The organism is Marinobacter sp., assembly GCF_044799475.1.
Taxonomy (GTDB): domain Bacteria; phylum Pseudomonadota; class Gammaproteobacteria; order Pseudomonadales; family Oleiphilaceae; genus Marinobacter.
The window spans coordinates 3,755,227-3,779,601 of the sequence record NZ_CP085217.1 but is presented as its reverse complement, the minus strand read 5'-3'; the positions used below and the strand labels follow the sequence as shown (position 1 = coordinate 3,779,601).

Annotated in this window: 28 protein-coding genes; 14 read left to right on the top strand and 14 right to left on the bottom strand. The window is 58.5% G+C overall.

Translation table 11 applies throughout. The features are described from left to right. Positions 1-22 precede the first annotated feature (22 nt). On the top strand, positions 23-862 hold the full coding sequence (locus tag LG327_RS17345; RefSeq protein WP_404363841.1) for a carbon-nitrogen hydrolase family protein: 840 nt from the start codon (positions 23-25) through the stop codon (positions 860-862). A gap of 15 nt (positions 863-877) precedes the next feature. Here the strand turns inward: LG327_RS17345 and yjgA are convergent, their stop codons facing one another. The 13 genes from yjgA to LG327_RS17280 all read right to left on the bottom strand — a co-directional run bounded on the left by yjgA (position 878) and on the right by LG327_RS17280 (position 11,327). Further along, complete coding sequence (gene yjgA / locus LG327_RS17340) at positions 878-1,408, bottom strand: ribosome biogenesis factor YjgA (RefSeq protein ID WP_404363839.1); 531 nt, start codon at positions 1,406-1,408, stop codon at positions 878-880. Positions 1,409-1,459: 51 nt separating this feature from the next. After that, positions 1,460-2,821, bottom strand: coding sequence for a magnesium transporter (mgtE, locus tag LG327_RS17335; RefSeq protein ID WP_404363838.1), 1,362 nt, complete (start codon positions 2,819-2,821; stop codon positions 1,460-1,462). A gap of 218 nt (positions 2,822-3,039) precedes the next feature. Then, a complete protein-coding gene (locus LG327_RS17330) occupies positions 3,040-3,309 on the bottom strand; it encodes an HPr family phosphocarrier protein (RefSeq protein WP_404363836.1) in 270 nt (89 codons plus the stop codon). Between the two features lie 8 nt (positions 3,310-3,317). Next, the gene (gene rapZ / locus LG327_RS17325) at positions 3,318-4,199 is read right to left on the bottom strand and encodes an RNase adapter RapZ (RefSeq protein WP_404363834.1); all 882 of its coding nucleotides are present in this window, start codon (positions 4,197-4,199) and stop codon (positions 3,318-3,320) included. Positions 4,200-4,246: 47 nt separating this feature from the next. Continuing rightward, a complete protein-coding gene (gene ptsN / locus LG327_RS17320; protein ID WP_404363832.1) occupies positions 4,247-4,714 on the bottom strand; it encodes a PTS IIA-like nitrogen regulatory protein PtsN in 468 nt (155 codons plus the stop codon). An 85-nt stretch (positions 4,715-4,799) separates the two neighbouring features. Continuing rightward, positions 4,800-5,108: a ribosome hibernation promoting factor gene (gene hpf / locus LG327_RS17315; RefSeq protein WP_404363831.1), complete on the bottom strand. Its 309-nt coding sequence runs from the start codon at positions 5,106-5,108 to the stop codon at positions 4,800-4,802. Between the two features lie 111 nt (positions 5,109-5,219). After that, positions 5,220-6,734 carry an RNA polymerase factor sigma-54 gene (locus LG327_RS17310; protein WP_404363829.1) on the bottom strand — a complete coding sequence of 505 codons (1,515 nt, stop codon included), beginning with the start codon at positions 6,732-6,734 and terminating at the stop codon, positions 5,220-5,222. Between the two features lie 183 nt (positions 6,735-6,917). Continuing rightward, on the bottom strand, positions 6,918-7,643 hold the full coding sequence (lptB, locus tag LG327_RS17305) for an LPS export ABC transporter ATP-binding protein (RefSeq protein ID WP_404363827.1): 726 nt from the start codon (positions 7,641-7,643) through the stop codon (positions 6,918-6,920). Next, on the bottom strand, positions 7,643-8,239 hold the full coding sequence (lptA, locus tag LG327_RS17300; protein WP_404363826.1) for a lipopolysaccharide transport periplasmic protein LptA: 597 nt from the start codon (positions 8,237-8,239) through the stop codon (positions 7,643-7,645). The genes lptB and lptA overlap by 1 nt, the downstream gene beginning before the upstream one ends. Continuing rightward, positions 8,211-8,813: an LPS export ABC transporter periplasmic protein LptC gene (gene lptC / locus LG327_RS17295; RefSeq protein WP_404363824.1), complete on the bottom strand. Its 603-nt coding sequence runs from the start codon at positions 8,811-8,813 to the stop codon at positions 8,211-8,213. The genes lptA and lptC overlap by 29 nt, the downstream gene beginning before the upstream one ends. After that, complete coding sequence (locus LG327_RS17290; RefSeq protein WP_404363823.1) at positions 8,810-9,373, bottom strand: KdsC family phosphatase; 564 nt, start codon at positions 9,371-9,373, stop codon at positions 8,810-8,812. Before LG327_RS17290 ends, lptC begins: the two co-directional genes overlap by 4 nt. Then, a complete protein-coding gene (locus tag LG327_RS17285; protein WP_404363821.1) occupies positions 9,373-10,341 on the bottom strand; it encodes a KpsF/GutQ family sugar-phosphate isomerase in 969 nt (322 codons plus the stop codon). Before LG327_RS17285 ends, LG327_RS17290 begins: the two co-directional genes overlap by 1 nt. Positions 10,342-10,364: 23 nt before the next feature. Continuing rightward, positions 10,365-11,327, bottom strand: a complete 963-nt coding sequence (locus LG327_RS17280) for a calcium/sodium antiporter (protein ID WP_404363820.1) — start codon at positions 11,325-11,327, stop codon at positions 10,365-10,367. A gap of 137 nt (positions 11,328-11,464) precedes the next feature. Between LG327_RS17280 and LG327_RS17275 the strand changes: the two genes are divergently transcribed. From LG327_RS17275 to LG327_RS17225, 11 genes are all read left to right on the top strand, one after another. Beyond that, the gene (locus LG327_RS17275) at positions 11,465-12,292 is read left to right on the top strand and encodes an ABC transporter ATP-binding protein (RefSeq protein ID WP_404363819.1); all 828 of its coding nucleotides are present in this window, start codon (positions 11,465-11,467) and stop codon (positions 12,290-12,292) included. Continuing rightward, a complete protein-coding gene (gene mlaE / locus LG327_RS17270) occupies positions 12,289-13,086 on the top strand; it encodes a lipid asymmetry maintenance ABC transporter permease subunit MlaE (RefSeq protein ID WP_404363817.1) in 798 nt (265 codons plus the stop codon). Before LG327_RS17275 ends, mlaE begins: the two co-directional genes overlap by 4 nt. Further along, entirely contained in the window at positions 13,086-13,535 is a 450-nt protein-coding gene (gene mlaD / locus LG327_RS17265) for an outer membrane lipid asymmetry maintenance protein MlaD (protein WP_404363816.1), read from the top strand. The genes mlaE and mlaD overlap by 1 nt, the downstream gene beginning before the upstream one ends. Positions 13,536-13,615: 80 nt before the next feature. Next, positions 13,616-14,293 carry a phospholipid-binding protein MlaC gene (locus LG327_RS17260; RefSeq protein ID WP_404363814.1) on the top strand — a complete coding sequence of 226 codons (678 nt, stop codon included), beginning with the start codon at positions 13,616-13,618 and terminating at the stop codon, positions 14,291-14,293. Then, complete coding sequence (locus LG327_RS17255) at positions 14,290-14,637, top strand: lipid asymmetry maintenance protein MlaB (protein WP_404363812.1); 348 nt, start codon at positions 14,290-14,292, stop codon at positions 14,635-14,637. Before LG327_RS17260 ends, LG327_RS17255 begins: the two co-directional genes overlap by 4 nt. An 86-nt stretch (positions 14,638-14,723) precedes the next feature. After that, positions 14,724-14,969, top strand: a complete 246-nt coding sequence (locus tag LG327_RS17250; RefSeq protein ID WP_404363810.1) for a BolA family protein — start codon at positions 14,724-14,726, stop codon at positions 14,967-14,969. A 77-nt stretch (positions 14,970-15,046) separates the two neighbouring features. Further along, positions 15,047-16,309 carry a UDP-N-acetylglucosamine 1-carboxyvinyltransferase gene (murA, locus tag LG327_RS17245; RefSeq protein WP_404363809.1) on the top strand — a complete coding sequence of 421 codons (1,263 nt, stop codon included), beginning with the start codon at positions 15,047-15,049 and terminating at the stop codon, positions 16,307-16,309. Positions 16,310-16,330: 21 nt separating this feature from the next. Continuing rightward, positions 16,331-16,990 (top strand): ATP phosphoribosyltransferase, encoded by a 660-nt coding sequence (hisG, locus tag LG327_RS17240; RefSeq protein ID WP_404363807.1) that lies wholly within the window; start codon positions 16,331-16,333, stop codon positions 16,988-16,990. A 182-nt stretch (positions 16,991-17,172) separates the two neighbouring features. After that, positions 17,173-18,480: a histidinol dehydrogenase gene (hisD, locus tag LG327_RS17235; RefSeq protein WP_404363805.1), complete on the top strand. Its 1,308-nt coding sequence runs from the start codon at positions 17,173-17,175 to the stop codon at positions 18,478-18,480. Between the two features lie 10 nt (positions 18,481-18,490). Further along, on the top strand, positions 18,491-19,552 hold the full coding sequence (hisC, locus tag LG327_RS17230) for a histidinol-phosphate transaminase (RefSeq protein ID WP_404363804.1): 1,062 nt from the start codon (positions 18,491-18,493) through the stop codon (positions 19,550-19,552). A 10-nt stretch (positions 19,553-19,562) separates the two neighbouring features. Beyond that, positions 19,563-20,306 carry a Nif3-like dinuclear metal center hexameric protein gene (locus LG327_RS17225; protein ID WP_404363802.1) on the top strand — a complete coding sequence of 248 codons (744 nt, stop codon included), beginning with the start codon at positions 19,563-19,565 and terminating at the stop codon, positions 20,304-20,306. 13 nt (positions 20,307-20,319) lie between these two features. On the opposite strand, the gene LG327_RS17220 is transcribed toward LG327_RS17225, so the two are convergent. Further along, positions 20,320-20,751: a YhcB family protein gene (locus tag LG327_RS17220; RefSeq protein WP_404363800.1), complete on the bottom strand. Its 432-nt coding sequence runs from the start codon at positions 20,749-20,751 to the stop codon at positions 20,320-20,322. Positions 20,752-20,995: 244 nt separating this feature from the next. Here LG327_RS17220 and zapE point away from each other — a divergent pair, with 244 nt between their 5' ends. Together zapE and LG327_RS17210 are read left to right on the top strand one after the other, a co-directional pair. Further along, the gene (gene zapE, locus LG327_RS17215) at positions 20,996-22,093 is read left to right on the top strand and encodes a cell division protein ZapE (protein WP_404363798.1); all 1,098 of its coding nucleotides are present in this window, start codon (positions 20,996-20,998) and stop codon (positions 22,091-22,093) included. 381 nt (positions 22,094-22,474) lie between these two features. Beyond that, the gene (locus tag LG327_RS17210) at positions 22,475-24,361 is read left to right on the top strand and encodes a DUF1302 domain-containing protein (RefSeq protein WP_404363797.1); all 1,887 of its coding nucleotides are present in this window, start codon (positions 22,475-22,477) and stop codon (positions 24,359-24,361) included. Positions 24,362-24,375: the final 14 nt, after the last annotated feature.

Below are 24,375 nucleotides of genomic sequence, written 5' to 3'. Positions count from 1 at the left end.
GACATGTTGTGGAGTCTGTGTTATGGCAGAGCATAAAGGTGGCACCGTAGCCGCCATTCAGATGGTCAGCGGACAGGATATTGATGCCAATCTGGAGGAGGCTGGGCGACTGCTGGCCCAGGCCGCCGGTGAAGGAGCCCGGGTGGCGGTGTTGCCGGAGAATTTTGCGGTTCTCAGTACCCGCAGGATGCTGGACCAGGGGCAGGAGGAAATCACCACCAGCGGCAGGATAAGAGGGTTTCTCGCCGACCGGGCTGCCAGTCTCGGACTCTGGATTGTAGGGGGGTCGCTGCCTGTGGCCGCCCGTCCCGATGGCGAGAAGATACCCGGGCGGGTGCGGGCCAGTTGCATCGTGTTCGACGACCAGGGCTCAGAGGTCGCCCGCTACGACAAGATACATCTCTTCGATGCCATGGTGGAGGACGACCACGGCCAGTACAGAGAGTCTGATACCTTTGAGCCTGGCAGCGCGGTGGTGACCGTAGACACCCCAGTGGGGGTTCTCGGGCTGGCGATCTGTTATGACCTGAGATTCCCGGAGCTGTTTCGTGCCCTGAGGGCCAGGGGTGCCGACTGGGTCTCTCTCCCCAGTGCCTTCACTTACAATACTGGCGAGGCTCACTGGCATGCCCTGTTGCGGGCAAGAGCGATCGAGAATCAGGTATGGATGGTCGCTCCGGGCCAGGGCGGGCAGAACGGGCCCCGCCGCAGAACCTACGGCCGCTCCCTGGTATGCGACCCGTGGGGCAAAATCGTTAGCGAAATGGAAGAGGGGCCAGGCCTGGTGACGGCCGAGCTCGACCACACGCGCACAAAAGAGATCCGGGAGCGCATGCCAGTCTGGACCCACCGGCGGCTTTAACGGCCAGCGTCAGGTTTAACCATTGTCCCGGTCGATGCATTCCCGGAGATAGCGGAAAAGCTTGCGGGGCTGACCGGCGTTGCCCTGCTTTTCCACATCCCGGCGGGCGTTGCGAACGAGATTGCGCAGATGCTGCACATCCGTGCCGGGGCACCAGGCCATGAACTCAGCCACCGCCGCATCTCCTTCGGCAATCAGCCGGTCCCGCCATCGCTCGGCCAGGTGCAGCCTGCGGGTATGCTCCTGGCTGCCGGCATCACAGGCTTCCACGGCCTTTATCAGATCCTCCAGTTGCTCTTCCTGGCGGATAATTTTGCCCAGGTACTGCAGGTGACGCCTTTTGGCTTCATTCTGCCGGATGCGGCGGGATTCCTCGATGGCAGCCCGCAGGGTGTCGCTCATGGGCAGGCCCGGCAACTGATCGGGCCGGAGTTCCATCAGGTGCTTGCCCAGATCCTGCAAAGCGTGCATCTCACGCTTGAGCTGGGACTTGCTCTTGCCCAGTTCTTCTTCGTCCGCCTGGTCACTGTCAAATTGATCATTCATTGCATGGTTTCGCTTTTCTGCTGGTCCGTGACCGGCCGCCGGAAGATCCCGTCAGCCGTAAAAAATCGTGGCAAGGCCAAGAAAGGCCATAAATCCCACTACGTCGGTGACCGTGGTGAGTATCACGCCCCCTGCCAGGGCGGGGTCAATGTTGCGGGATTTGAGAAACAGGGGCAACACAGTGCCTACCAGGGCGGCCGCCACCAGATTGATAATCAACGCTGCGGCAATAATCGCGCCGATCATGGGGTCACCGAACCAGAGAGTGGCCGCCGCGGATACCACTACGGCCCATAGCAGGCCATTCAGAACGCCCGAGAAAAACTCCCGGTTGAGCAGCCAGGCAACATTGGCCCCGCTTATCTGGCCCACCGCCATGCCCCTGATAACAAGGGTCAGGGTCTGGCTGCCGGCGATGCCGCCCATGCTTGCCACGATGGGCATCAGCACCGCCAGCGCGACAACCTTCTCAATGGTATCTTCGAACAGCCCGATCACGGAAGCCGCAATGAAGGCTGTCAGCAGGTTGATGCCGAGCCATACTGCCCGCCTGCGGGTGGTCTTCATGATGGGGGCGAAAGTGTCTTCATCCTCATCGAGACCGGCCATGCTCATCAGGGAATGGTCCGCATCTTCACGGATGACATCCACCACGTCATCGATGGTAATCCGGCCCAGAAGCTTGCTTCCCTCGCCCACAACCGGTGCGGAAATCAGGTCATAGCGCTCGAACAGAGTGGCTACCTGGGTATCGGGCATCGTGACTGGAATGGGTTCAATGTCGGTGTCCATGACTTCCCGGACAGTCGCCCCGGGGTTGGAAACCAGCATTTTGGTGATTGGCAGCACCCCGATGTACTCGTCCCGGCGGCTGACCACAATAATACTGTCGGTCATCGGCGGGAGGCTCCGGTGGCGCCGGAGATAGCGCAGAACAACATCAATGGTCAGATCCGGACGCACCGTGATGGTGTCCGTATTCATCAGGCCGCCGGCGGTGTCTTCCGGATAGGCGAGAACTTCCTCCACCCGCTGGCGGTCCTGCTCATCCATGGTGTCGAGCACTTCCTGGATGACCGTATCAGGAAGCTGCTGGAGCAGGTCGGCGAGATCGTCGGATTCAAAATCCTCGATGATCGTCGCAAGCTCCTGGGCATTGAGTTTGCTCAGGAAGTAGCCACGAATGTCATCGCTGAGGTACTGCAGAACCTCGCCTTCGAGGTTTTTGTCTACCAGATTCCACAGCAGCGCACGCTGACGCGGTGGCGATGATTCCAGCAGGTGCGCGATGTCACTGGGGCTGAGGCCCCCGTTGAGAATCCGGGAAACCTGCTGCAGCGCGCCGCTATCCAGCGCCTCGCTGAGGGAGCGAAGACGCTGACGGGCCTGGCTTTTTTCCAGTATTTCTGCCATGTGTCACCAGGAAATGGACATCGACCAGGGGCAGGGCCCTGCAGGACCGCGCGCGGCAAGTATCAGCGACAGCCAGGATCAGGACTCTGATATATTCGCCGCCGCCGGGGGGCAAGCCGGCCACGGACTACAGGGTTTCTGTAAACCGGCTGATTATAGCGAAATTGGGGAGCAAAGGTGAGCGGCAGGGATAGGTGAATGCCCTGGTGTCCTGATTTCTATTCTCCTTCCCCGAAATAGTCGCCAATCAGCTCTACCAGAGCATCACGGGCTTCTGCTTCGTCCGTGCCGTCTATGACCAGCTCAATTTCAGTTCCGCGGCTGGCGGCAAGCATCATTACCGACATGATGCTCTTGCAGTCCACCTCCCGGCCGTCCCGGACAATCTGGATGCGGCTCTCGTAGCGACTGGCGGTTCCCACCAGCTTGGCGGCGGCCCGGGCATGGAGGCCGAGTTTGTTGATGATGGTGACGGGCTGACGGATCATGAAGCGGTTCAGGACTCTGCAGGCTTGATATGGGGCAGTTCGGTGTGCCGGATCTGCACATTGTTGTAATGCTGTTTAAAGTGACGTCCCAGTTGCTCACTGATGTAAACAGAACGATGCTGGCCGCCGGTGCAGCCGATGGAGATGGTCATGTAGCTGCGATTGCTGTTGCTGAAGGCCGGCAGCCAGGTTGCCAGAAGGCGGGTCAGCTCGTCGAGCATCTGCCCACTCAGCGGCTCTTTCTCAAGGAAAGCGATCACCGGTTTGTCGAGGCCGGTAAACTGTCGAAGGTTGGTGTCCCAGTATGGGTTTGGCAGACATCTGACGTCGAATACGTAATCCGAGTCTACCGGAACGCCGTGTTTGTAACCAAACGACTGGAACAGGAGCGCCATTTCCTGCTCTCTGCGGCCGACGACCCGCTGTTTGACCATGTCCCGGAGCTCATACATCGACAGGCCAGTGGTGTCGATGTGCAGGTCGGCCAGCTTTGCCAGCGGCTCAAGGAGGGCCTTTTCATGCTTTATGGCTTCTGTCAGCGAGCGCCGGTCATTGCTCAGGGGATGTTTGCGCCGGGTGGCATGGAAACGCTGAAGCAGCGACTGGTCACTGGCGTCCAGATACAGAATCTCCAGGGTCAGCCCCATGCCTCCGAGGCGCTCATAGATCTCTTCGAAATTGGCAATCTCATCCGACAGGTTGCGGGCATCTATGCTCACGGCAATTCTGTTTAGCCGGTCTGGCGCCGCCCGAGTAGTCGCTTCCCGGGTCAGCGGGAAAAGCAGACCGATAGGCAGGTTATCGATGCAGTAATAGCCAAGATCTTCCAGCACGTGCAACGCCGTGCTTTTTCCTGACCCGGAACGACCGCTGACGATGATCAGTTTCATAAAATGCGGGGCCTCAAAACTTGTCATCCACCTGGCTTGACTGGCATTCAGGGCCTGGCAGTCATGCACCTGTAAAGACTCTCATTGTCGGTGCACTGGCGCAGCTGATCGCAGAAACCCCGGTCATTGAACTTTTCCGCAAGCTGGCTGAGCAGTTCCAGATGCTCACTGGTCGCTTCTTTCGGCACGATCAGGGCAAAGAGTATGTCGACAGGCTGGTTGTCGATGGCGTCAAACGAAATTCCGTCCTTCAGCGTCACCAGGGTGCCAACCACCCGATTGCAGTTTTCCAGCCGGCAATGGGGAATGGCTATGCCCTGACCAATGCCGGTACTGCCAAGGCGCTCTCTTGCTACCAGATTGTTGAACGTCTGGCCTTCGCTGAGAGCTGGGTCATGCTGCGCTACCTGCCCGGCGATGAATTCCAGAACCCGTTTCTTGCTGGTCGCAGCGACCTGGCAATGGGTCAGTTCCGGGCTCAGTATGTTGTCTATGGTAAGTAATGTGTCCGTCATGGGAGAGACAGTGTTTCCGTAAAAAAGCTGCGGCACGTATTAAGGTGCCGCAGCGGAGAACCAGCCGTATGTCGTGTGTCAGCCCCTAGCGGGCCGCCGCACCGTGCATACGATCAACCGTTTTTTCCTTGTGCTTCAGAATCTGCCGATCCAGCTTGTCCACAAGGGCATCAATTGCCGCGTACATATCGCTGTTTTCAGCCTTCGCATGAATCTCACCGCCGATCACATGCAGCGTTGCTTCCGCTATCTGACGAACTTTTTCCACCTCAAGCGTCACCTGACTGTTACTGATGTGATCGAAATGGCGCTCAAGGCGTTGAAACTTTTCGGTGACGTAGTCTTTCAGTGCGGGAGTCAGATCAACGTGGTGACCTGAAATATTGAGTTGCATAGGCTTCTCCTGTTGACGTCATATCGGAGCAGGTTGCGTCCGACCACCTGCCGGAGCCTGTGGGCCCGCGGCAAAAACTCCTGACGGGGATAAATCCCCTGGATTGTGATCCTAAACCAGCCTCTTGCGCTCATTTGAGGGTGGTATCTGCATGGCCTCCCGGTACTTTGCAACCGTTCGTCGGGCCACGTTGATGCCCTGGTCCCCAAGTACCGCTGCGATTTTGCTATCACTCAGGGGCTTTCTCGGTGTTTCTCCCGCAATCAGTTTTTTGATCATGGCACGGATTGCCGTCGAGGAACACTCCCCGCCTTCGTCGGTTCCGACATGGCTGGAGAAAAAATATTTCAGTTCGAAAATGCCCCGGGGCGTGTGCATGTACTTCTGGGTGGTCACCCGGGAAATCGTTGATTCATGCATCTCCACTGCCTGGGCGATGTCCGAGAGTATCAGTGGCTTCATGGCCTCGTCGCCATGGTCCAGGAACCCCTGCTGATGCTCGACGATGCGGGTGGCAACCTTCAGAAGGGTTTCGTTGCGGCTCTGGAGGCTCTTTATAAACCACTTGGCCTCCTGCAGCTGGTCCCGCATGTAGGTATTGTCAGCACTGCTGTCAGCACGCTTTATAAGTGAAGCATAGCTTGCATTGACGCGAATGCGCGGTGCGATATCCGGATTCAGTTCAATCCGCCAGCGGCCGCTGACCTTACGTACGATAACGTCCGGAATGACATAATCCGGCTCGGCGCGATCGATGCTGTCGCCGGGCCGGGGGTTGAGTCCGGTTATGAGCCCCAGAACTTCTCTGAGCTGATCTTCCTTGAGGCGGCTGCGGCGCAGCAACTGGGCGTAGTCCCGGTTGCCCAGGAGGCTAATGTAATGGGTGATCACCAGTCTCGCCTGGGGCAGCCAGAGCGTGTCCTGGGGCAGCTGACTGAGCTGGATCAGCAGGCATTCCTGGAGATCCCTGGCGAACACCCCCGGAGGATCAAAGTGCTGCAGCCGGTGAAGCACCGCCATGACTTCGTCCAGTTCCAGTGGGTCTTCGTCGTTCTCATCCATCAGGCCGGAGTGAATTTCCTCCAGACTGGAAGTCAGGTAGCCGTTTTCATCCACTGCATCCAGAAGAGCGTAGGCAATGGCCTGGTCCCGCTCACTCAGTGGTGTCAGGTTAAGTTGCCATTCCAGATGGTCATGCAGGGTTTCTGCCGGCGAGTTGCGGGTCTCGAAATCGTAATCGTTTTCATCGTCGGTGCGGGAGGCGGGCGCTGATCCGGACTGGTAGACGTCATCCCAGGCGGTATCCACCGGCAGCTCATCGGGGATCTCATTTTCTGTGGACCAGTCCGGCCCGGATTCCGCTTCGTCCCAGCTGGTTTCCGCTGGTTCGGATTCGGCAGTGGCCACCTGCTCGGCCGCTGCTTCGCCGGTGCTGTCGCTGTCCTGATCGGTGCTGTCGGGCAGGTCATCATCTTCCGGAGCCTCCAGCATGGGGTTGGATTCCAGGGCCTGCTGGATTTCCTGCTGAAGGTCGAGTGTGGAAAGCTGAAGAAGCCGGATCGCCTGTTGCAGCTGGGGCGTCATGGTCAGACTTTGACCCAGCTTTAACTGAAGAGAGGCTTTCATTACCATATTCTGAGTTCCGTCACCCGTTTACCTCCGGTACCGCGAAAGAGCTGCTCTTACTGGTTCGGGCCCAATACATGCAATTTCTCTGCCGAGTGTACTTGTATTGCCGGGGGCAATACAACGCACCACCGGCCGCCCGTTCAACAGTTTTATCCATATCCATGGTTTGAAAGAGGTTTTCTAGAGCCTGAACTCATCGCCGAGATAGACTTCCTTGACCTGCTGATTGGCAAGAATCTCGTCTGCGTGGCCCGAGGCGATAATGTGTCCGCCGCTGACAATGTAGGCATTCTCGCAGATATCCAGGGTCTCACGCACGTTATGATCTGTAATCAGCACCCCTATGCCTTTGTCCCGGAGGTGCCGGATGATCTGCTTGATGTCACTCACGGAGATGGGGTCAACACCGGCAAAGGGCTCGTCCAGCAGAATGAATGCAGGCTCAATGGCCAGAGCCCGGGCAATCTCCACCCGGCGGCGTTCCCCGCCGGAGAGCGCCATGCCCGGAGTGTCCCGGATATGGGTGATATGGAATTCCTCGAGAAGCGTTTCCAGCTTTTCTTCACGCTCGACACGGCTCAGGGATTTGCGGGTTTCCAGGATGGCCATGATGTTGTCCCGCACGCTGAGCTTGCGAAAGACCGACGCTTCCTGGGGGAGGTAGCCTATGCCCTTGCGGGCCCGGCCATGCATGGGGAGCGGCGTGATGTCCTGGTCATTGATTGTTATGCGACCGTTGTCTGCCGGCACCAGCCCCACAATCATGTAAAAGCAGGTGGTCTTGCCGGCGCCGTTGGGTCCGAGCAGGCCGACAATTTCACCGCTGCGGATCTCCAGGGATACATCGATAACCACTTTTTTCTGTTTGTAGCTTTTTGCCAGATTGCTGGCCCTGAGTACTGCCATCAGCGCTGGGCTCCCTCACCGGAGGAATTGTCGGGGGCGTTGTCCGGGGAATTGTCCCGGGCTCCGGCATCCCGTGGCTGGATGATCATCTCGACCCGCCCGGAGGTGCCGTCTTCGCCACTGCCGCCTTCTGCTGTCACTATCCGGGCAGCTGTGTCATAAAGTATCCGCTCGCCTCGAAACAGATTGCGGCCCTGTTCGATTACGGCATCGTTCGTGAATATGAGCTGGCTGTCGTTCGTGGTGTACACGATGTTCCTCGCCCGGGCGTCCACCTGGGCCTGGTCCTCCCCGGCGGCCTGCTGGTAGCGCGCAGGCTCACCGGTCGCCTCGATCCGGCTGATACCCTGGTTGCCTCTCTCGAGTACGACCCGCTCGGCGCTCAGACGGGTCTCGTTCTGGGTGACGACGACGTCGCCGGTGTAGGTTGCCACCCCTGTGCTGTCATCCAGGCGGGCGCTGTTGGCAGAGACGGCTATTGGTGCATCGGATTCAAAATCGAAGGCGGCAGCAGGGGCAAAGACAGTGATTCCGATCAGGGCCAGCAGAGCCCGCCGGATCCTGGTGCTATTGCTGGCGTGATGTGACGGGGTCATAGCGGCCTTCCACCTGTGATTTCAGTTCTACAATCCGGTCATCAACCCATGCGGTCATACCGACAGCCCGGGTGACACTGTATTGATCCGTGATGACGACCGGAGCATCGGTGTAGACCATGCCCCGGCCGTTATCCAGCACCAGGCTTTCGGTGGCCATGATAGCCTCTCCGCCACCGGCCAGGGGTCTTCTCACGACCACCCTCTTTTCCAGCCGGGCGGTGTTCTCGCCCTCGATGAACTCCCCCCGTTCGGCAGACAGCTTCCAGGGTATGGATGTCTCCCGGTCATACATGAGGGCCCGGGGCTCAGCCATGGTTGCGACACCACGGGATTCAAACTGTTCGATCCGGGCGCTTTCAATCTGCGCCCTGAGCTGACCCTGCTGGTCAAATGACAGGTACCGGGCGTCAACCACAAAACCGTCAGGCTCGGAGGGGCCTCTCAGTTCTCTTGCATCCAGCGGGTCCCTGGCCTCTTCACTCTGCCAGAGCATGGACCCGAGCACCAGAAGCAGGCCCAGCACCGCAACACCCCGGACCAGCGGGCGCTCGAACAGAGTGGGCAGTTTCATGGACCCGTATCCTCTGAACGGGGTTCAAGATACTGCCTGAGGGTGCTTTCAAGGGCATTCTGGGCAAGCAGAATGAGGTCCGTCAGTTCACGTACTGCACCCTGGCCGCCGGCAGCTTCGGTGCAGTGATCTGCATGCTGCCGCACGAACCAGTGGGCATTGGGTACGGTCACGCCCAGGCCTGCGTATTGTATGGCCGAGAGGTCGACCAGATCGTCGCCCATATAGGCAATATGTTCGGGAGGCATGGCCAGTTGGGCTGCGAGGGTCTGGAGCGCGACCCGCTTGTCATCCCGGCCCTGAATCACATGGCTGATATTCAGCTCCCGTGCCCGCCTTGCCGTCATCTCCGAATCCCGGCCTGTGATCAGCGCCACAGTGACCCCAGCGGCCATAAGCTGCTTGATACCAAGGCCATCCTGGGTATTGAAGATTTTCAGCTCTTCTCCCTCAGGCCCGTACAGGAGATGCCCGGTGGTCAGTATGCCATCGACGTCCAGCGCAAGCAGCCGGATGCCGGCCGCTTTTTCCCGGAATTCGTCGTTTATCTTGGGGACCATCAGATTACCCCCGCCCGCAGCAGGTCATGCATGTTGATTGCTCCGGTAAGTTCGCCATCACGGTTGGTGACTGGCAATGCGTTGATCTTGAGCTCTTCCATCACATTCAGCGCTTCGGCAGCGAGCTGGTCGTCATAAATGGTGCGGCTGCGGCGGGTCATGACATCCCGGATGGGCGTGGCATGGATGTCCACCGGCCGGTCCAGGGTTCTTCGCAGGTCGCCGTCCGTAAAAATGCCCTGCAGCTGGCCGTCCTCGTCAACCACGGTTGTCATGCCCAGACCTTTGAGTGACATCTCCAGCAGGGCAGCACCCAGAGTGGTATCGACACTGACCCTGGGAATGCGGTCGCCCGTGTGCATGATATCGGAAACCCGCAGCAAAAGGCGCCGCCCAAGGCTTCCCCCCGGGTGGGAGAATGCAAAGTCTTCGGCGCTGAACCCCCGCGCTTCCAGAAGTGCGACCGCCAGAGCGTCTCCCATAACAAGGGTGGCGGTGGTGCTGGATGTGGGGGCCAGGCCAAGAGGGCAGGCCTCAAGTGTGACGCTGACATCCAGATTCGCGATTGCCTCCCGCGCCAGCACCGAATCGGGGTTGCCGGTCATGCTGATGAGGGGTACGCCCATGCGCTTGATTAGTGGCAGAATAGTCAGCACTTCCGATGTATTGCCGGAATTGGAGATTGCCAGCACCACATCCTGGCTGGTGATCATGCCCATATCCCCATGGCTGGCTTCGCCCGGGTGTACAAAAAAAGAGGGCGTGCCGGTGCTCGCCAGGGTGGCGGCGATCTTGTTTCCTATGTGCCCCGACTTGCCCATGCCGGTGACAACGACCCGCCCCCGGCACTGCATGATGGTCTCGCAGGCGCGCACAAAATGGTTATCGACTCTGGCCAGGAGTCCTTCAATGGCGTCCCGCTCGATGGTGATCGCCCGTACGGCGGAATCTGTAAATTCTTTGCTCATGCCGCTCCCGGTCTGTTTCTGGATCAAAACGCTGACATTGCCAGGATACCCATGTACCCCGCGTAAATGGCCAGCAGTATACCACCTTCAAGGCGGGCCAGTTTTCCCTTTCTCTGCATGCCGTAGGCAAAAGCCGCGAGCAGAAGAGTGAGGCCCGCCATGGTGCCATAATCCCGCACTACACTGCTGGTTGTGAGGGTGACGGGGTTCAGGAAGGCGGGTACTGCGAGCACCGCCAACAGGTTAAAGAGGTTGGACCCTACGATATTGCCGAAAGCCATTTCGTGTTCACCCTTCAGAGCCGCCGCCAGCGATGCCGCCAGTTCCGGCAAACTGGTTCCCAGTGCGATGATGGTGAGGCCGACAATTATGGGTGGTACGCCGAGGGTCAGGGCCAGCTCTGATGCCGCCCAGACCAGCAGCCGGGCGCTCGCCACCAGAACAATGAGGCCGGTCACGAAATGGAAGACCGCCTGGCGCGGTGGGAGGCTGCTGCTGGTCTCCGGCAGGTCCAGGCCTTCCGGCGCCGTGCCAGCTCTGGCTCGCCAGGTCAGATAAATCAGAGCGAATAGCAGCATGAGCAGCAGAAGTAATCCGTCCATTGCAGTCAGGCGGTGATCAAGTAGCAGCAGCCAGGCCAGGCCGGTCGCAGCCAGGAGAATTGGCATTTCACGGTACAGTACGGTCGGTTTCAGGGGCAGTCTGAAGATAAGGGCAGTGAGGCCGAGCACGAGACCAATGTTTGCAATATTGGATCCCAGCGCATTTCCGACCGCCAGATCCGGCGAGCCGGTGAGCGCAGCAAGAATGGACACCATGATCTCCGGTGCGGAGGTGCCGAAGGCGACCAGGATCAGCCCCGCTATGACAGGGGGCAGCTTCAGGCCCCGGGCGCAGCCGGCAGCCCCCTCGATAAAGCGGTCTGCGCTCCATGTCAGCAGCGCCAGGCCAAGAATGATGGCGCCAAGGTAAAAGCCGAGCAGCATTGGGCAGTCCTGTCCTTCAGATTAACTGATCATTGCAATCAGGATATTTCGGGATTGCTGACGTTGAGGTTGCGGGGAACTTAGCATAATGTACCGCACATTGAGGAACCACCGTTCAGCAGGGAACCGGGACAGCCATGGCGGATTCTGCCTACATTACACTCGACAATGTCGTATTTACCCGGGGCAGGCGGAGGATCTTCGATGGTGTCTCTCTTGCTATTCCGAAAGGCCGGATTACCGCCATCATGGGCCCCAGCGGCACAGGCAAGACCACTCTGCTGAGGCTGATCGGTGGCCAGCTGAAGCCGGACAGCGGCCGCATTCTGGTTGCCGGCGAGAGTGTGCCGGAGCTTTCCCGCCGCGCCCTTTACCGCCTGAGGGAAAAGATGGGCATGCTGTTTCAGAGTGGTGCTTTGTTCACCGGTCTGAGCGTGTACGAGAATGTGGCCTTTCCGCTGCGGGTTCACACCCGCCTGCCAGAAGACATGATCCGGGACATTGTCCTGATGAAGCTGGAAGCGGTTGGCTTGCGGGGTGCCCGTGAGCTGATGCCAGCGGAGTTATCCGGAGGTATGACGCGACGGGTGGCTCTGGCCCGGAGCATAGTAATGGATCCGGAACTGATCATGTATGACGAGCCCTTCGCGGGCCAGGATCCCATCGCCATGGGCGTGCTGGTCAAGCTGATCCGGGATCTCAACTCCGCCATGGGTCTCACCAGTGTGCTGGTTTCCCACGATGTCCCCGAGTCACTCAGCATCTGCCATCACGCCTGCATTATCACCGACGGCAAAATTATCGGCCAGGGCACGCCAGAGGAGCTGCGCGAGCATCCCTCCGAGCAGGTGCAGCAGTTCCTCAGGGGAGAGCCGGATGGCCCCGTGCCCTTTCACTATCCGGCAGAGCCGCCAGAGGCGGACTGGCAGCTGGACAGCGGTCGAGGGTGGGGGGCTCAGCCATGATCGAAAGCACAATGGACAGACTTGCCAGCCTGGGCCGAAGCGCCCTTGATGTGGTTTCCTCGCTGGGTCGCTCCGGCGTGTTTCTCTGGCGATCGATTGTTGGCGTGCCTCGCCCCTCGACGGGGTTTCCCCTGCTGGTTCAGGAGATCTACTCCGTCGGCGTGCTTTCCCTCGCCATCGTGGTGGTGTCCGGGCTGTTCATTGGCATGGTGCTGGGCCTGCAGGGCTACACCATACTGAGTGATTACGGGTCGGAGCAGGCAATTGGCCAGATGGTGGCGCTGACCCTGGTGCGGGAGCTGGGGCCCGTGGTTACAGCCTTGCTGTTCGCTGGCCGTGCCGGTTCCGCCCTGACCGCGGAGATAGGTCTGATGAAGGCCACAGAGCAGCTGTCCAGCATGGAAATGATGGGAGTGGATCCCCTGCGCAGGGTAATCGCGCCCAGATTCTGGGCGGGATTCATTTCTCTTCCCCTGCTGGCCGTGATCTTCACAGTCGTGGGGATATGGGGCGGAATGCTGGTGGGAGTTGAGTGGCTTGGGGTTTTTGAGGGTGCTTTCTGGTCGAACATGCAGTCTGCGGTGGAATTTACCGACGATGTACTGAATGGCCTTGTCAAAAGCATTGTTTTCGGATTCGTGTGTGCCTGGATTGCGGTTTACCAGGGCTATGACTGTGTGCCGACGTCTGCCGGCATCAGTTCTGCGACGACCAAGACGGTCGTTTACTCTTCGCTGGCGGTTCTGGGGCTTGATTTCGTCCTCACCGCCGTTATGTTTGGGGGTTTCCATTAATGACTCACAGAACAACGGAAATCATCGTCGGGATGTTCATGGTGGCAGGGTTCGCAGCGCTGCTCGTGCTTGCGCTGAAGGTGAGCGGCCTGTCTCTGAACCCGCCAGGTGACACATATACAGTGTATGCGCATTTCAATGACGCAGGGGGTATTGCACCCCGTGGACGGGTTTCCATGGCCGGCGTCTCCATAGGCCGTATAAGTGACATCAGCCTTGACAAACAGACATTCAAGGCCAGGGTAGCGATGGAAATCGACGCCTCCGTTGACACGATTCCCGAGGACAGTGCTGCAGTAATACGTACATCCGGCCTGCTGGGAGATCAGTATATTGATATATCGGTTGGGGGTGCGCAGGAATCCCTGGCGGATGGTGACAGTTTTTACGAAACCCAGTCGGCCATGAACCTGGAACGGCTGATCAGTAATTTTGCATCGGGGCGCTAAAACAGCTTCGCATTATCGGCTGACCGCCGCTGTCACCCGGAAAGGTGACTGGCAGGGCAGCGCTTACAGAGGAGAACATCATGAAATCAATCTGGCGGTGGATGTCGGTACCAGGCCTCCTCGTGGTGGCGCTCATGGTATCAGCGGGCGCCAGTGCCAACGGCGAGGAAAGGCAGTTGCAGGACTATGTTGCCAGCAACACCCAGGAGCTGGTGGACAAACTTAACGAAAACCGGGGCCTCTATGAGAAGGATCCGAATGCCTTTTACGAAATACTTGAAGACGAACTCAGCGACTTTGTGGATTTTCGTCGCATAGCAGCCCGGGTGATGGGTCGCTATGCACGCCAGGCATCGCCAGAGCAGCGGGACCAGTTCGTGCGGGTCTTCAAACGCAGCCTTTTTGATAGTTATGCGCAGGCAGTAGTGGCGGCCGACGAGTTCTCGATCAATGTACAGGAAGCCAACATTGATCCGAACAATGAAAACCGCGCAACGGTTAGCATGGAAGTGATTTCGGCATCCGGGAACAGATATCCGATCGCTTACTCCATGTACCGGACAAAAGACGGCGACTGGATGATGGAAAACGTCATTGTCCAGGGGGTCAACATAGGCCTGGCGTTTCGCGACCGCTTTGCACAGGAAATGGAAGAGTACCGCGGTGATATCGACATGGTGATCAAGGGCTGGACTGACGCCGTGGAATCCATTGAGATTGACGGCGGCGATGATAGCAAAGAAGGCGCTTCCTCATGACCGATGGTGCCGGCGCTCCCGGTGTTGCTCCGGATGAGGATGGCAGGCTGGTAGTCACCGGCGAGGTGACCGCGGATTCGGCAGTAGGTCTGCGTGCGGACGGGGAGCGGCTGATTCGATCCCGGAATGTCAGGGACTCGGCGCCAGCCGGAAAAGCCGGGACTGAGATCGGCATTGATCTCCAGGGCGTCGTGACAGCCAGCAGCATCGTGCTGTCCCTGCTGATGTGCTGGCAGCGGCTAGCTGTTTCGGAAGGTCTCCATGTCAGATATTCCGGAATCAGTGACCGCCTGCATTCGCTGGCATCCCTGAGCGGGCTGGATCGTCAGCTATCCGGCTTCTGAGCAATATTCTTTCCCGCGTTGTTTAGCCTGCCTCCGGAATTGGTTACAATTCCGCTCTTGCTCTGAAACGAATTCGAGGATGGTTTATGGAAGCCCAAGAAGTGGCCAAACTGGTCAAAGAGGAACTGCCCGATTGTGAGATCGAAGTCCGCAATGAAGGCAACCACTACCTGGTCATCGCCATTGGCGACCGATTTAAAGGCCTGTCCCCAGTAAAGAAGCAGCAGCTGATTTATGGCGCCCTGAACAAACAGCTGTCAGAGGGCACCATTCATGCCCTGACCATCAAGGCTTACACGCCTGAACAGTGGGCCGCCCACAAGGCCGGGTAAAACCCGGCCAGCCATTCGGCGAACCAGTCTCCGGAGTCGCTCAGCGTCCGGCACTTGACCAATACAGGACATTGATTGTGGATAAATTACTGATTCGTGGCCGCAAGCCCCTCGATGGTGAGATCCGGATTTCCGGCGCCAAAAACTCAGCTCTCCCTATCCTCGCCGCCACGCTACTGGCGGACGAGCCTGTAACCGTTGCCAACCTGCCGCATCTGAACGACGTCACCACCATGATCGAACTGCTCGGTGGCATGGGCATCGAGTTGATGATTGACGAGAAAATGAGCGTCGAGGTGCACGCCAACACCATAAAACACGTTCATGCGCCCTATGAACTGGTGAAGACCATGAGGGCCTCCATTCTGGTGCTTGGGCCGCTGCTGGCACATTTCGGCGAGGCGGAAGTCTCCCTGCCCGGTGGCTGTGCCATTGGCAGCCGGCCGGTGAATCTTCACATCCACGGTCTGGAAATGATGGGTGCCGAGATCAAGGTGGAAAACGGCTATATCAAGGCCAAAACCAATGGCCGCCTGAAGGGAGCACACATCTTTCTGGATATGGTCACCGTGACCGGCACTGAAAACCTCATGATGGCGGCCGCACTGGCGGATGGGAAGACGATTCTCGAAAACGCCGCCCGGGAGCCGGAGGTGGTCGACCTTGCGGAGTGCCTGATTGCCATGGGTGCTGATATCCGTGGCCATGGCACTGCAACCATCGAGATTCATGGCGTCGAGCGGCTCCATGGCTGCCATTACCATGTCCTGCCGGACCGGGTTGAAACCGGCACCTATCTGGTGGCGGCCGCCGCCACCAGAGGCCGGATCAAGCTCAAGGACACCCGTGAGAACCTGCTTGAAGCGGTTCTTCTGAAGCTGGACGAAGCGGGCGCCCACATCAGTACCGGTCCTGACTGGATCGAACTGGACATGAAAGGTAACCGGCCCCGGGCGGTCAGCCTGCGCACGGCTCCTTATCCGGCCTTTCCCACCGACATGCAGGCGCAGTTCGCTGCCATGAATACGGTGTCTGAAGGTACGGGAACCATCGTTGAAACCGTGTTCGAAAACCGCTTCATGCATATTCAGGAGCTCATCCGGCTGGGCGCGGACATCACTCTTGAAGGCAATGCGTGCATTATCAAGGGCGTTGATCATCTGACCGGCGCGCCGGTAATGGCCACGGACCTCAGGGCCTCGGCCAGTCTGGTGATTGCCGGCCTGGTGGCAGATGGCGACACTATCGTTGATCGCATCTATCACATTGATCGCGGATACGAGTGTATCGAAGAGAAGCTACAGCTGCTGGGCGCCAGCATCCGGCGTCTGCCGGGCTGATCATCACAACCGGGACGGAACATGACCGACAGCATTACCATAGCTCTTTCGAAAGGGCGCATCCTCAAGGAAACCCTGCCGCTACTGAAAGAGGCAGGTATTGAGCTGCTGGATGACATCGACAATTCACGAAAGCTGGTGTTCCCCACGACCGATCCCAGTGTGCGGATACTGATCATTCGCGCTACGGACGTGCCAACCTATGTCCAGTACGGCGGCGCCGACCTGGGCGTCACCGGCAAGGATGTTCTGATGGAGCACGGCGGCGACGGCCTTTATGAACCTCTTGATCTGAATATCGCCCGCTGCCGCCTCATGACAGCCGGCCCCGTCGGCAAGCCCGCCCCTCAGGGGCGCCTCCGTGTGGCAACCAAATTCGTCAATCTGGCCCGCCGGCATTACGCCTCTCAGGGCCGGCAGGCAGATATCATCAAGCTCTATGGCGCCATGGAACTTGCGCCCATTCTGGGGCTGGCGGATGAAATCGTGGACATAGTGGATACCGGCAACACCCTCAAGGCCAACGGCCTGGAAGCCCGGGCACTGATTGATCACATCAGCACCCGCCTGGTGGTAAACCGCGCCAGCATGAAGATGAAACACAGCCAGCTGCACCCCATAATAGAGAAGATGGGACAGGCGGTTGAACGCCAGCGCCAGGCCGATGCGGCGATAATTTAGAAGGTACGACCAAGTCGCGAAGCAAGCGGGCAGGTCTTTCCGGAACCGTCCGGAGCCAGGGATGGCGGAGGTCGAGCGTACATGAATGTATTCACAGCGTGTTCTGGAAAGACCTGCCCGCTTGCTGACGCCGGGATTACAGGTTCCACAGGCCCCGAACCACCAGTCGATAGGGAATGGATATGACCGACCTTGTTATCAACCGCCTGTCAGCGTCCCAGGCGGACTTTGACACCGCCCTCACGCAGCTTCTTGCCTGGGAGGACAGTGTCGATAATCAGGTGAACGAATCGGTCCGCCACATTCTTGCCGAAGTCAAAAGGCGCGGCGATGCGGCCGTTCTGGAATTCACCCGGAAGTTCGACCAGCTTGATGCAGCGAGCGTGGCAGACCTGGAAATCAGCCAGGCCCGTCTGAATGAAGCTTTGCAGACCATCCCCCAGGATCAGCGGGAAGCCCTGGAACATGCGGCCGAAAGAGTCCGCGACTACCATGAGCGCCAGGTGCAGAGTTCCTGGCAGTACCGGGACGCCGATGGCACCCTGCTGGGCCAGAAAGTGACCCCGCTGGACCGGGCAGGCCTCTATGTGCCTGGCGGCAAGGCCGCCTACCCATCGTCTGTGTTGATGAATGCCATTCCGGCCAAGGTCGCCGGTGTTGGTGAGATCATCATGGTGGTGCCCACACCGGCGGGAGTGGTCAATGACATGGTGCTGGCTGCTGCGGCCATCGCCGGTGTTGACCGGGTATTTACCCTGGGTGGGGCACAGGCTGTTGCGGCTATGGCTTATGGCACCGAGACCGTGCCCGCCGTCGACAAGATCGTGGGGCCAGGCAATATTTTCGTCGCCACCGCCAAGCGCGAAGTGTTTGGCGTGGTAGGCATAGACATGATCGCAGGCCCCTCGGAAATTCTGGTTATCTGCGATGGCGAAACAGACCCTGACTGGATAGCCATGGACCTGTTTTCCCAGGCCGAGCACGACGAGCAGGCCCAGTCCATCCTGGTCAGCCCGGACAGTGCCTTTCTCGACCGGGTGGAAGCAAGCATTCAAAGGCTGCTGCCAACCATGGAGCGGGCAGAGATCATTGCCCGGTCCCTCAGCAGCCGGGGCGCTTTCATCCAGGTGGCTGATCTGGCCCAGGCAGCCGAGGTGTCCAACCGGATCGCGCCTGAACACCTTGAGTTGTCCGTTGCCGACCCGGAAGCCCTGGCGGAGCAGATTCGCCACGCTGGCGCCATTTTCCTCGGCCGCCACACGGCAGAGGCTCTGGGGGATTACTGTGCTGGTCCCAATCACGTCCTGCCAACATCCGGGACGGCCCGCTTCTCTTCGCCGCTGGGTGTTTACGACTTCCAGAAACGTTCCTCCCTCATTGGCTTCTCGGCCGCTGGTGCTGACCGGATGGGCCGCGTCGCTTCGGTGCTGTCCCGGGGGGAAGGACTGACCGCCCACGCCCGTTCCGCTGAATACCGCATAAAATCCTGAGGGAAAGCCAATGAGTCGATTCTGGAGTCCCCTGGTCCGGGAGCTTGTACCCTATGTGCCTGGTGAACAGCCGCGCATGGCCAATCAGGTCAAGCTGAACACCAATGAAAATCCCTTTGGCCCGTCTCCGAAAGTGATCGAGGCTATCCGGTCCGAGGTGGGGGAGAACCTCCGGCTGTACCCGGACCCGGAAGGACTGAAACTCAAGCAGGCATTGGCCAGCTATCACGGAGTGGAGCCAGGCCAGATCTTTCTTGGGAACGGCTCGGACGAGGTGCTGGCGCATATTTTCCAGGGGCTGTTCCAGCATGGGGAACCGGTTCTCTTTCCGGATGTTACCTACAGCTTTTACCCGGTCTACTGTGGCCTGTATGGCATTGAAGGGCGGCCGGTCCCCCTCAATGAGAAATTCGAGATAGACGTGGAGGATTACAGCCAGCCCAACGGCGGCGTGATCTTTCCCAACCCCAACGCCCCTACAGGTCGCTATCTGCCCCTTGAGGCAGTGGAGCAGATCATCGCTGCCAATCCGGATCGGGTGGTGGTTGTGGACGAGGCCTATGTGGACTTTGGCGGGCAGACCGCCATCACACTGGTCAACCGCTATCCCAACCTGCTGGTGAGCCAGACCCTGTCCAAGGCGAGGTCGCTGGCAGGTCTGCGGGTGGGCTTCGCCGTGGGGCACCGGGATCTGATTGAAGGGCTGGAACGGATAAAGGACAGTTTCAACTCCTATCCCCTGGACCGGCTGGCTCTGGCAGGAGCCGTGGCAGCCTATGAGGATGAAGCCTGGTTTGAAGAGACCCGGCAGGCAGTGATGGGGGAGCGCCAGCGGCTTACCGCAGAACTGGAATCCCTGGGTTTCGAAGTGCTGCCGTCAAAGGCCAACTTTGTGTTCACCCGTCACCCTCTGCACTCCGGCGAGGTGCTGTCCCAGTCTCTCAGGGAGCAGGGGATTATCGTGCGGCACTTCCGCAAGGCGAGAATCGAAGAATTTCTCCGGATAACCATAGGCCGGGAAGACCAGAATGACGCATTGCTCAAAGCTCTGCGGAACATTCTGGGCCGATAGGGAGTCAGCCATGGCCAGTCGTCAGGACATCATGAAAGTACTGGACCTCTGGCTGGAGCCAGGCCGGTTCCAGGACTATTGCCCCAATGGCCTGCAGGTGGAGGGCAAAGAGGAAATACGGAAAATCGTCAGCGGCGTTACGGCCTCCCAGGCGCTGATCGATGCGGCCATCAGCGTTGGCGCGGACATGATACTCGTCCACCATGGTTATTTCTGGAAAGGTGAGGGCCAGCGCATCACCGGCATTAAAAAAGCCCGCCTGCAAAAACTACTCGCCCATGATCTGAATCTGGTGGCCTACCATCTGCCGCTGGATGACCACCCAGAGTATGGCAATAACGCCCAACTCGCACGAGTGCTGGGGTTCGCAGAGGCCGCGCCACTGGATGGCCTGGTCTGGTCAGGCAGGATGGAGCCGGCGCTTTCAGTGGAGGAGTTTGCCAGGCACGTCGCCTCCCGCCTTGGGCGAGAGCCCCTGCATGTGGGGCAGGGCCGGGAGCGGATAGAAAGGGTTGCATGGTGCACCGGGGCGGCACAGGGCTTTATTGGCACGGCTCTGGATTCAGGGGCTGATGCCTACCTCAGTGGGGAGATCTCAGAGCCCACAACCCATGCCGCTCGTGAGGCGGGGATTCATTATTTCGCCTGCGGACATCATGCCACTGAGCGCTACGGTGTGCAGGCGCTGGGAGAAGCCCTGGCCCGGGCCTGTGATTTGGAACACAGGTTTATTGACTGCGATAACCCGGTCTGACCGGGATGCTCTGTCAGGCCTTCTCTTTCTTTTCCAGTCCGAAGTCTTCGGCCAATGTACCTTTTTCTTCCGGCCGGTTTTTGGGTGCGTAATCCCTTGGCGGCTCGAACCCGTCGCTGGATTTATCAGTCAGTCGGGCATCGCCGGAAGCCTTTTCGATTTCCTCCAGCCACTCCTCGTCGTTGCACAGCCGGTTGGCGCCGCGGGCCATGTGCTGGTTGACGTCCCGGTAGGCATCATTGAAACGCCGCAGAAGATCGGCAGATTCCATGAAATGCTCGTTGACCTGAGCCTGATAACGGGTGTATTCGCTTCTGAGCTCATCAATTTGCTGCTCTGCCCGGCGCTGGCGCAGACTGGAGCCTGTATTGGAACGGCCAAGCAGCACTCCAGCCGCGAGGCCGATGACCAGAGCTGCGATCGCAATCAGGATCAGATTCATCATAAGCAGTATCGTCCTATGGGTAACACGGAATAGTCCATCAGTTCTGACAGTATAACCCCCGGAAAGCTCTGATCCCATGGTGAGGGGATGAGCCAATCGTCTTAACCGGACTGGTGTTTTTGGCCGGGGATCCCAAAACCCTGTTGCCGTACGGACGGAACGAATGGCGAAAAAAGCCAGAATCGGCCACAATACCGCGCCCTGATTTACACCATGCGCCAACGACTCAGCGAGAATGCCATTGATGACACCCTGGGAACGCTATCAGCATGATCTGGACCATAACGGCTTCCAGAGAGATGCTGCGCAGGAAGACGCCGTCCGCCGGTTGCAATCACTGTACGACAAACTGGTCGATGCGGAAAGGCGGCGCAGCAAAACCATTGTGAAAATAAAGCGTGCACTGAAAAAGGGCTCTGAAGACCCGGTCAAGGGGCTGTATTTCTGGGGTGGTGTGGGCCGCGGCAAGACATGGCTGATGGACACTTTTTACGAGTCACTCCCCTTTGACCGCAAGATGCGCGTACATTTTCACCGTTTCATGCAGCGGGTCCACAGTGAGCTCAAACTCCTGAAAGGTCAGAAAAACCCCCTTGAACACGTGGCTGAGCGCTTTGCCGGGGAAGCCCGGGTGATCTGTTTTGACGAGTTTTTTGTCTCTGACATAGGCGATGCCATGATTCTGGCGACCCTGCTTGACGGTCTGTTCAGCCGCGGTGTTACTCTGGTCTGCACCTCCAATATCGCCCCCGACGGCCTATATAAGGATGGCCTTCAGCGAGCACGTTTCCTGCCCGCCATAGCCCTGGTAAAAAAACACACAGAAGTGGTCAACGTCGATGGCGGGGTCGATTACCGTCTCCGGAGCCTCGAGCAGGCAGAGCTCTATCACTATCCCCTCGACGAGGGGGCTGATGAAAGCCTTCGTAAAAGTTATGAAAGTCTGGCGTTTGACGCGGCCAGCCATACCCTGGAGCTGGACATTAACGGCCGCAAGCTCAAAGCCATTCGTCACGCAGATGATGTGGTCTGGTTCGAATTCCGGGAGCTCTGTGATGGCCCCCGCAGCCAGAATGACTACATTGAGCTGGCCCGGGAATTCCACGCCATCCTTATCAGTAATGTGCCTGTCCTGGGCGGTGACAGGGAGGACCAGGCGCGGCGTTTCGTGAACATGATCGACGAGTTCTACGACCGCAATGTGAAGGTTATCATGTCGGCCGCTGCACCCATTACCGGCTTATACGCCGGCGGGCGGCTGGCATTTGAGTTCGAGCGTACCGAGTCCCGTCTTCTGGAAATGCAGTCCCGGGAGTACCTCGAGGCGGCTCACAAGCCCTGATTGCTGAGCGGCTCCCCTGGCAGCATGACATCAACCGGCCGCCTGTAGCCGGGATAGCGGGGCCTGTCCGGAATCAGAGAAGCCTTTGCCGCGGCGGCCAGGTCGCCGAAATGGTTCAGGTGAATTTCCTTAAATGTGCTTCTGCAAGGCTCTGGGAACTGGTTGCTTTTGGGATTTGTGTCTATAGTGACTCAAGGCAATCTGGAGCCAGCCCAGGGGGATGGCCGGTATGAGTGCAAAATCATACTTTTGACTGATCAAAGCATTCAGTCGGCTTAGCTATAGTGCGACTATCGTGGGCACTGTGCATGACGCCTCCAACATCATCGTGAACATCAAAACCAGAGCAGCGACTCAGAACAACAATGGAGTAGCCTTCCAATGACAAGAAAAACTCATCAGTGGCAGCAATGGGCAAAATTGCCCCTGGCTGCGGCTATTGCAGCTGGCATATCCAGTCCGGCGTCAGCATTTTCATTTTATATGGGGGACGTGGAAGCATCGCTGGATACTACCTTATCCCTGGGTACCACCATACGGACGCAGGATGCCGACAAGCGGCTCATCGGTCAGGGCAACCTGGGACCGGAATATGTCGGCACCACGGAAGGCGCATCGAGCACCAACTTTGACGACGGTAACCTCAACTTTGAGAGTGGAGACCCGGTTTCCACTGTCGCCAAGGGCACAACCGAGCTTTTCCTGAACTACAACACCTCCAACGACTACCTGACCCGTATCGGCTCCTTTGTTCGCGGCCGCTACTATTACGACTTCGAGCTGAAGGATGGCACCCGGGCGACAGACCCTGTGGGCCAGCGCCGTGCACTCAATGACGAGGCGGACGACAATGCCGCTGACGTTGAACTCCTGGATGCCTATGTGTTCACCGACTGGTACGTCGGCGATATGCCCCTGAGTGTCCGTTACGGCGAGCAGGTAGTGAGCTGGGGCGAGAGCACCTTTATCCAGGGCGGCATCAATACCATCAATCCAATCGACGTGCCGGCCTTCCGTGCTCCCGGGTCAGAGATAAAAGAAGCGCTGCTGCCTGTTGAGATGCTGTTCGTGTCGGCCGGCATCACACCCAATGTAACCGTTGAAGCCTTTGTCCAGACCGACTGGGATCCGGTTGAGCCGGACGACTGTGGCACCTTCTTCTCCACCAACGACTTCGCGGCTGATGGCTGTGGTCCGGTCCTGCTCACTGGCGCTGTGCCGGATTCCCAGGCTCTGGCTCAGGGTGTAGTGGCTGAGCGACTCGGCGACAAGGAAGCTGACGAAAAGGATCAGTTCGGCGTCGCGGTTCGCTGGTACGTACCTGAGCTCAACGATTCGGAAATCGGCTTCTACTACATCAAGTACAACAGTCGCCTGCCTTATGTGAGTGGCCTCGTAAATAATCCGGCATCCCCCGACACCAGCGGCCCGAATCCGCAGCAGCGGGATCCAGATTTGGACACGGCCGCATTCCCCAGCTACTTCGTTGAGTATCCGGAGAACATCGATCTTTACGGTATCAGCATCAATACCACCCTCCAGGGCTGGTCCGTGGGTGCGGAATACAGTTTCCGCCATGACATGCCGATTCAGTGGAACTCGTTTGAGTTGCTCTTTGGCGGCAACCAGGTGCGCGGGCCGAATGGAGAAATCGTGAGCAAGCTGGAGGAGCAGCGTCTTGAGGAATCCGGTGGTGCGAACCTTGCAGGCAAGCCTGTCGATGGCTTCGACCGGTTTGACGTTTCCCAGGCGCAGTTCACTCTGATCAAGTTTTTCGATCAGGTCATGGGTGCCAGTCGCCTGACGTTCGTTTCGGAAGTTGGCGCCACCTATGTCCATGATCTTCCTGACGAAAGCGACGCCCGTTATGGCCGTTCCGGCACCTTCGGCATCGGGACAATTCCGCTGGCAGATGGCACGGATCTGTGTGAGACCTTGAACTCCAATCCCGATAACTGCACAGCTGAAGGCTTTGTAACCTCATTCTCCTGGGGGTATCGTGCAAGGTTCGTGTGGCAGTATTCCAACGTGTTCGCTGGCGTGAACCTGTTCCCGCAGCTTGCCTGGAGTCATGATGTTCAGGGTTATGCGCCCCAGCCGGGCGGCGCTTTCGGAGAGGATCAGAAGTCAATTGGTCTTTCGGTTCAGGCGGTCTATCAAAACCAGTATACTGCCAACATCGGGTACACGAACTTTTTCGGCGGCAAGCCGTATAACGAGCTGACCGATCGGGATTTTGTCAGCGCGAGTGTGTCCTACTCTTTCTGATCGGGCCTGAATTC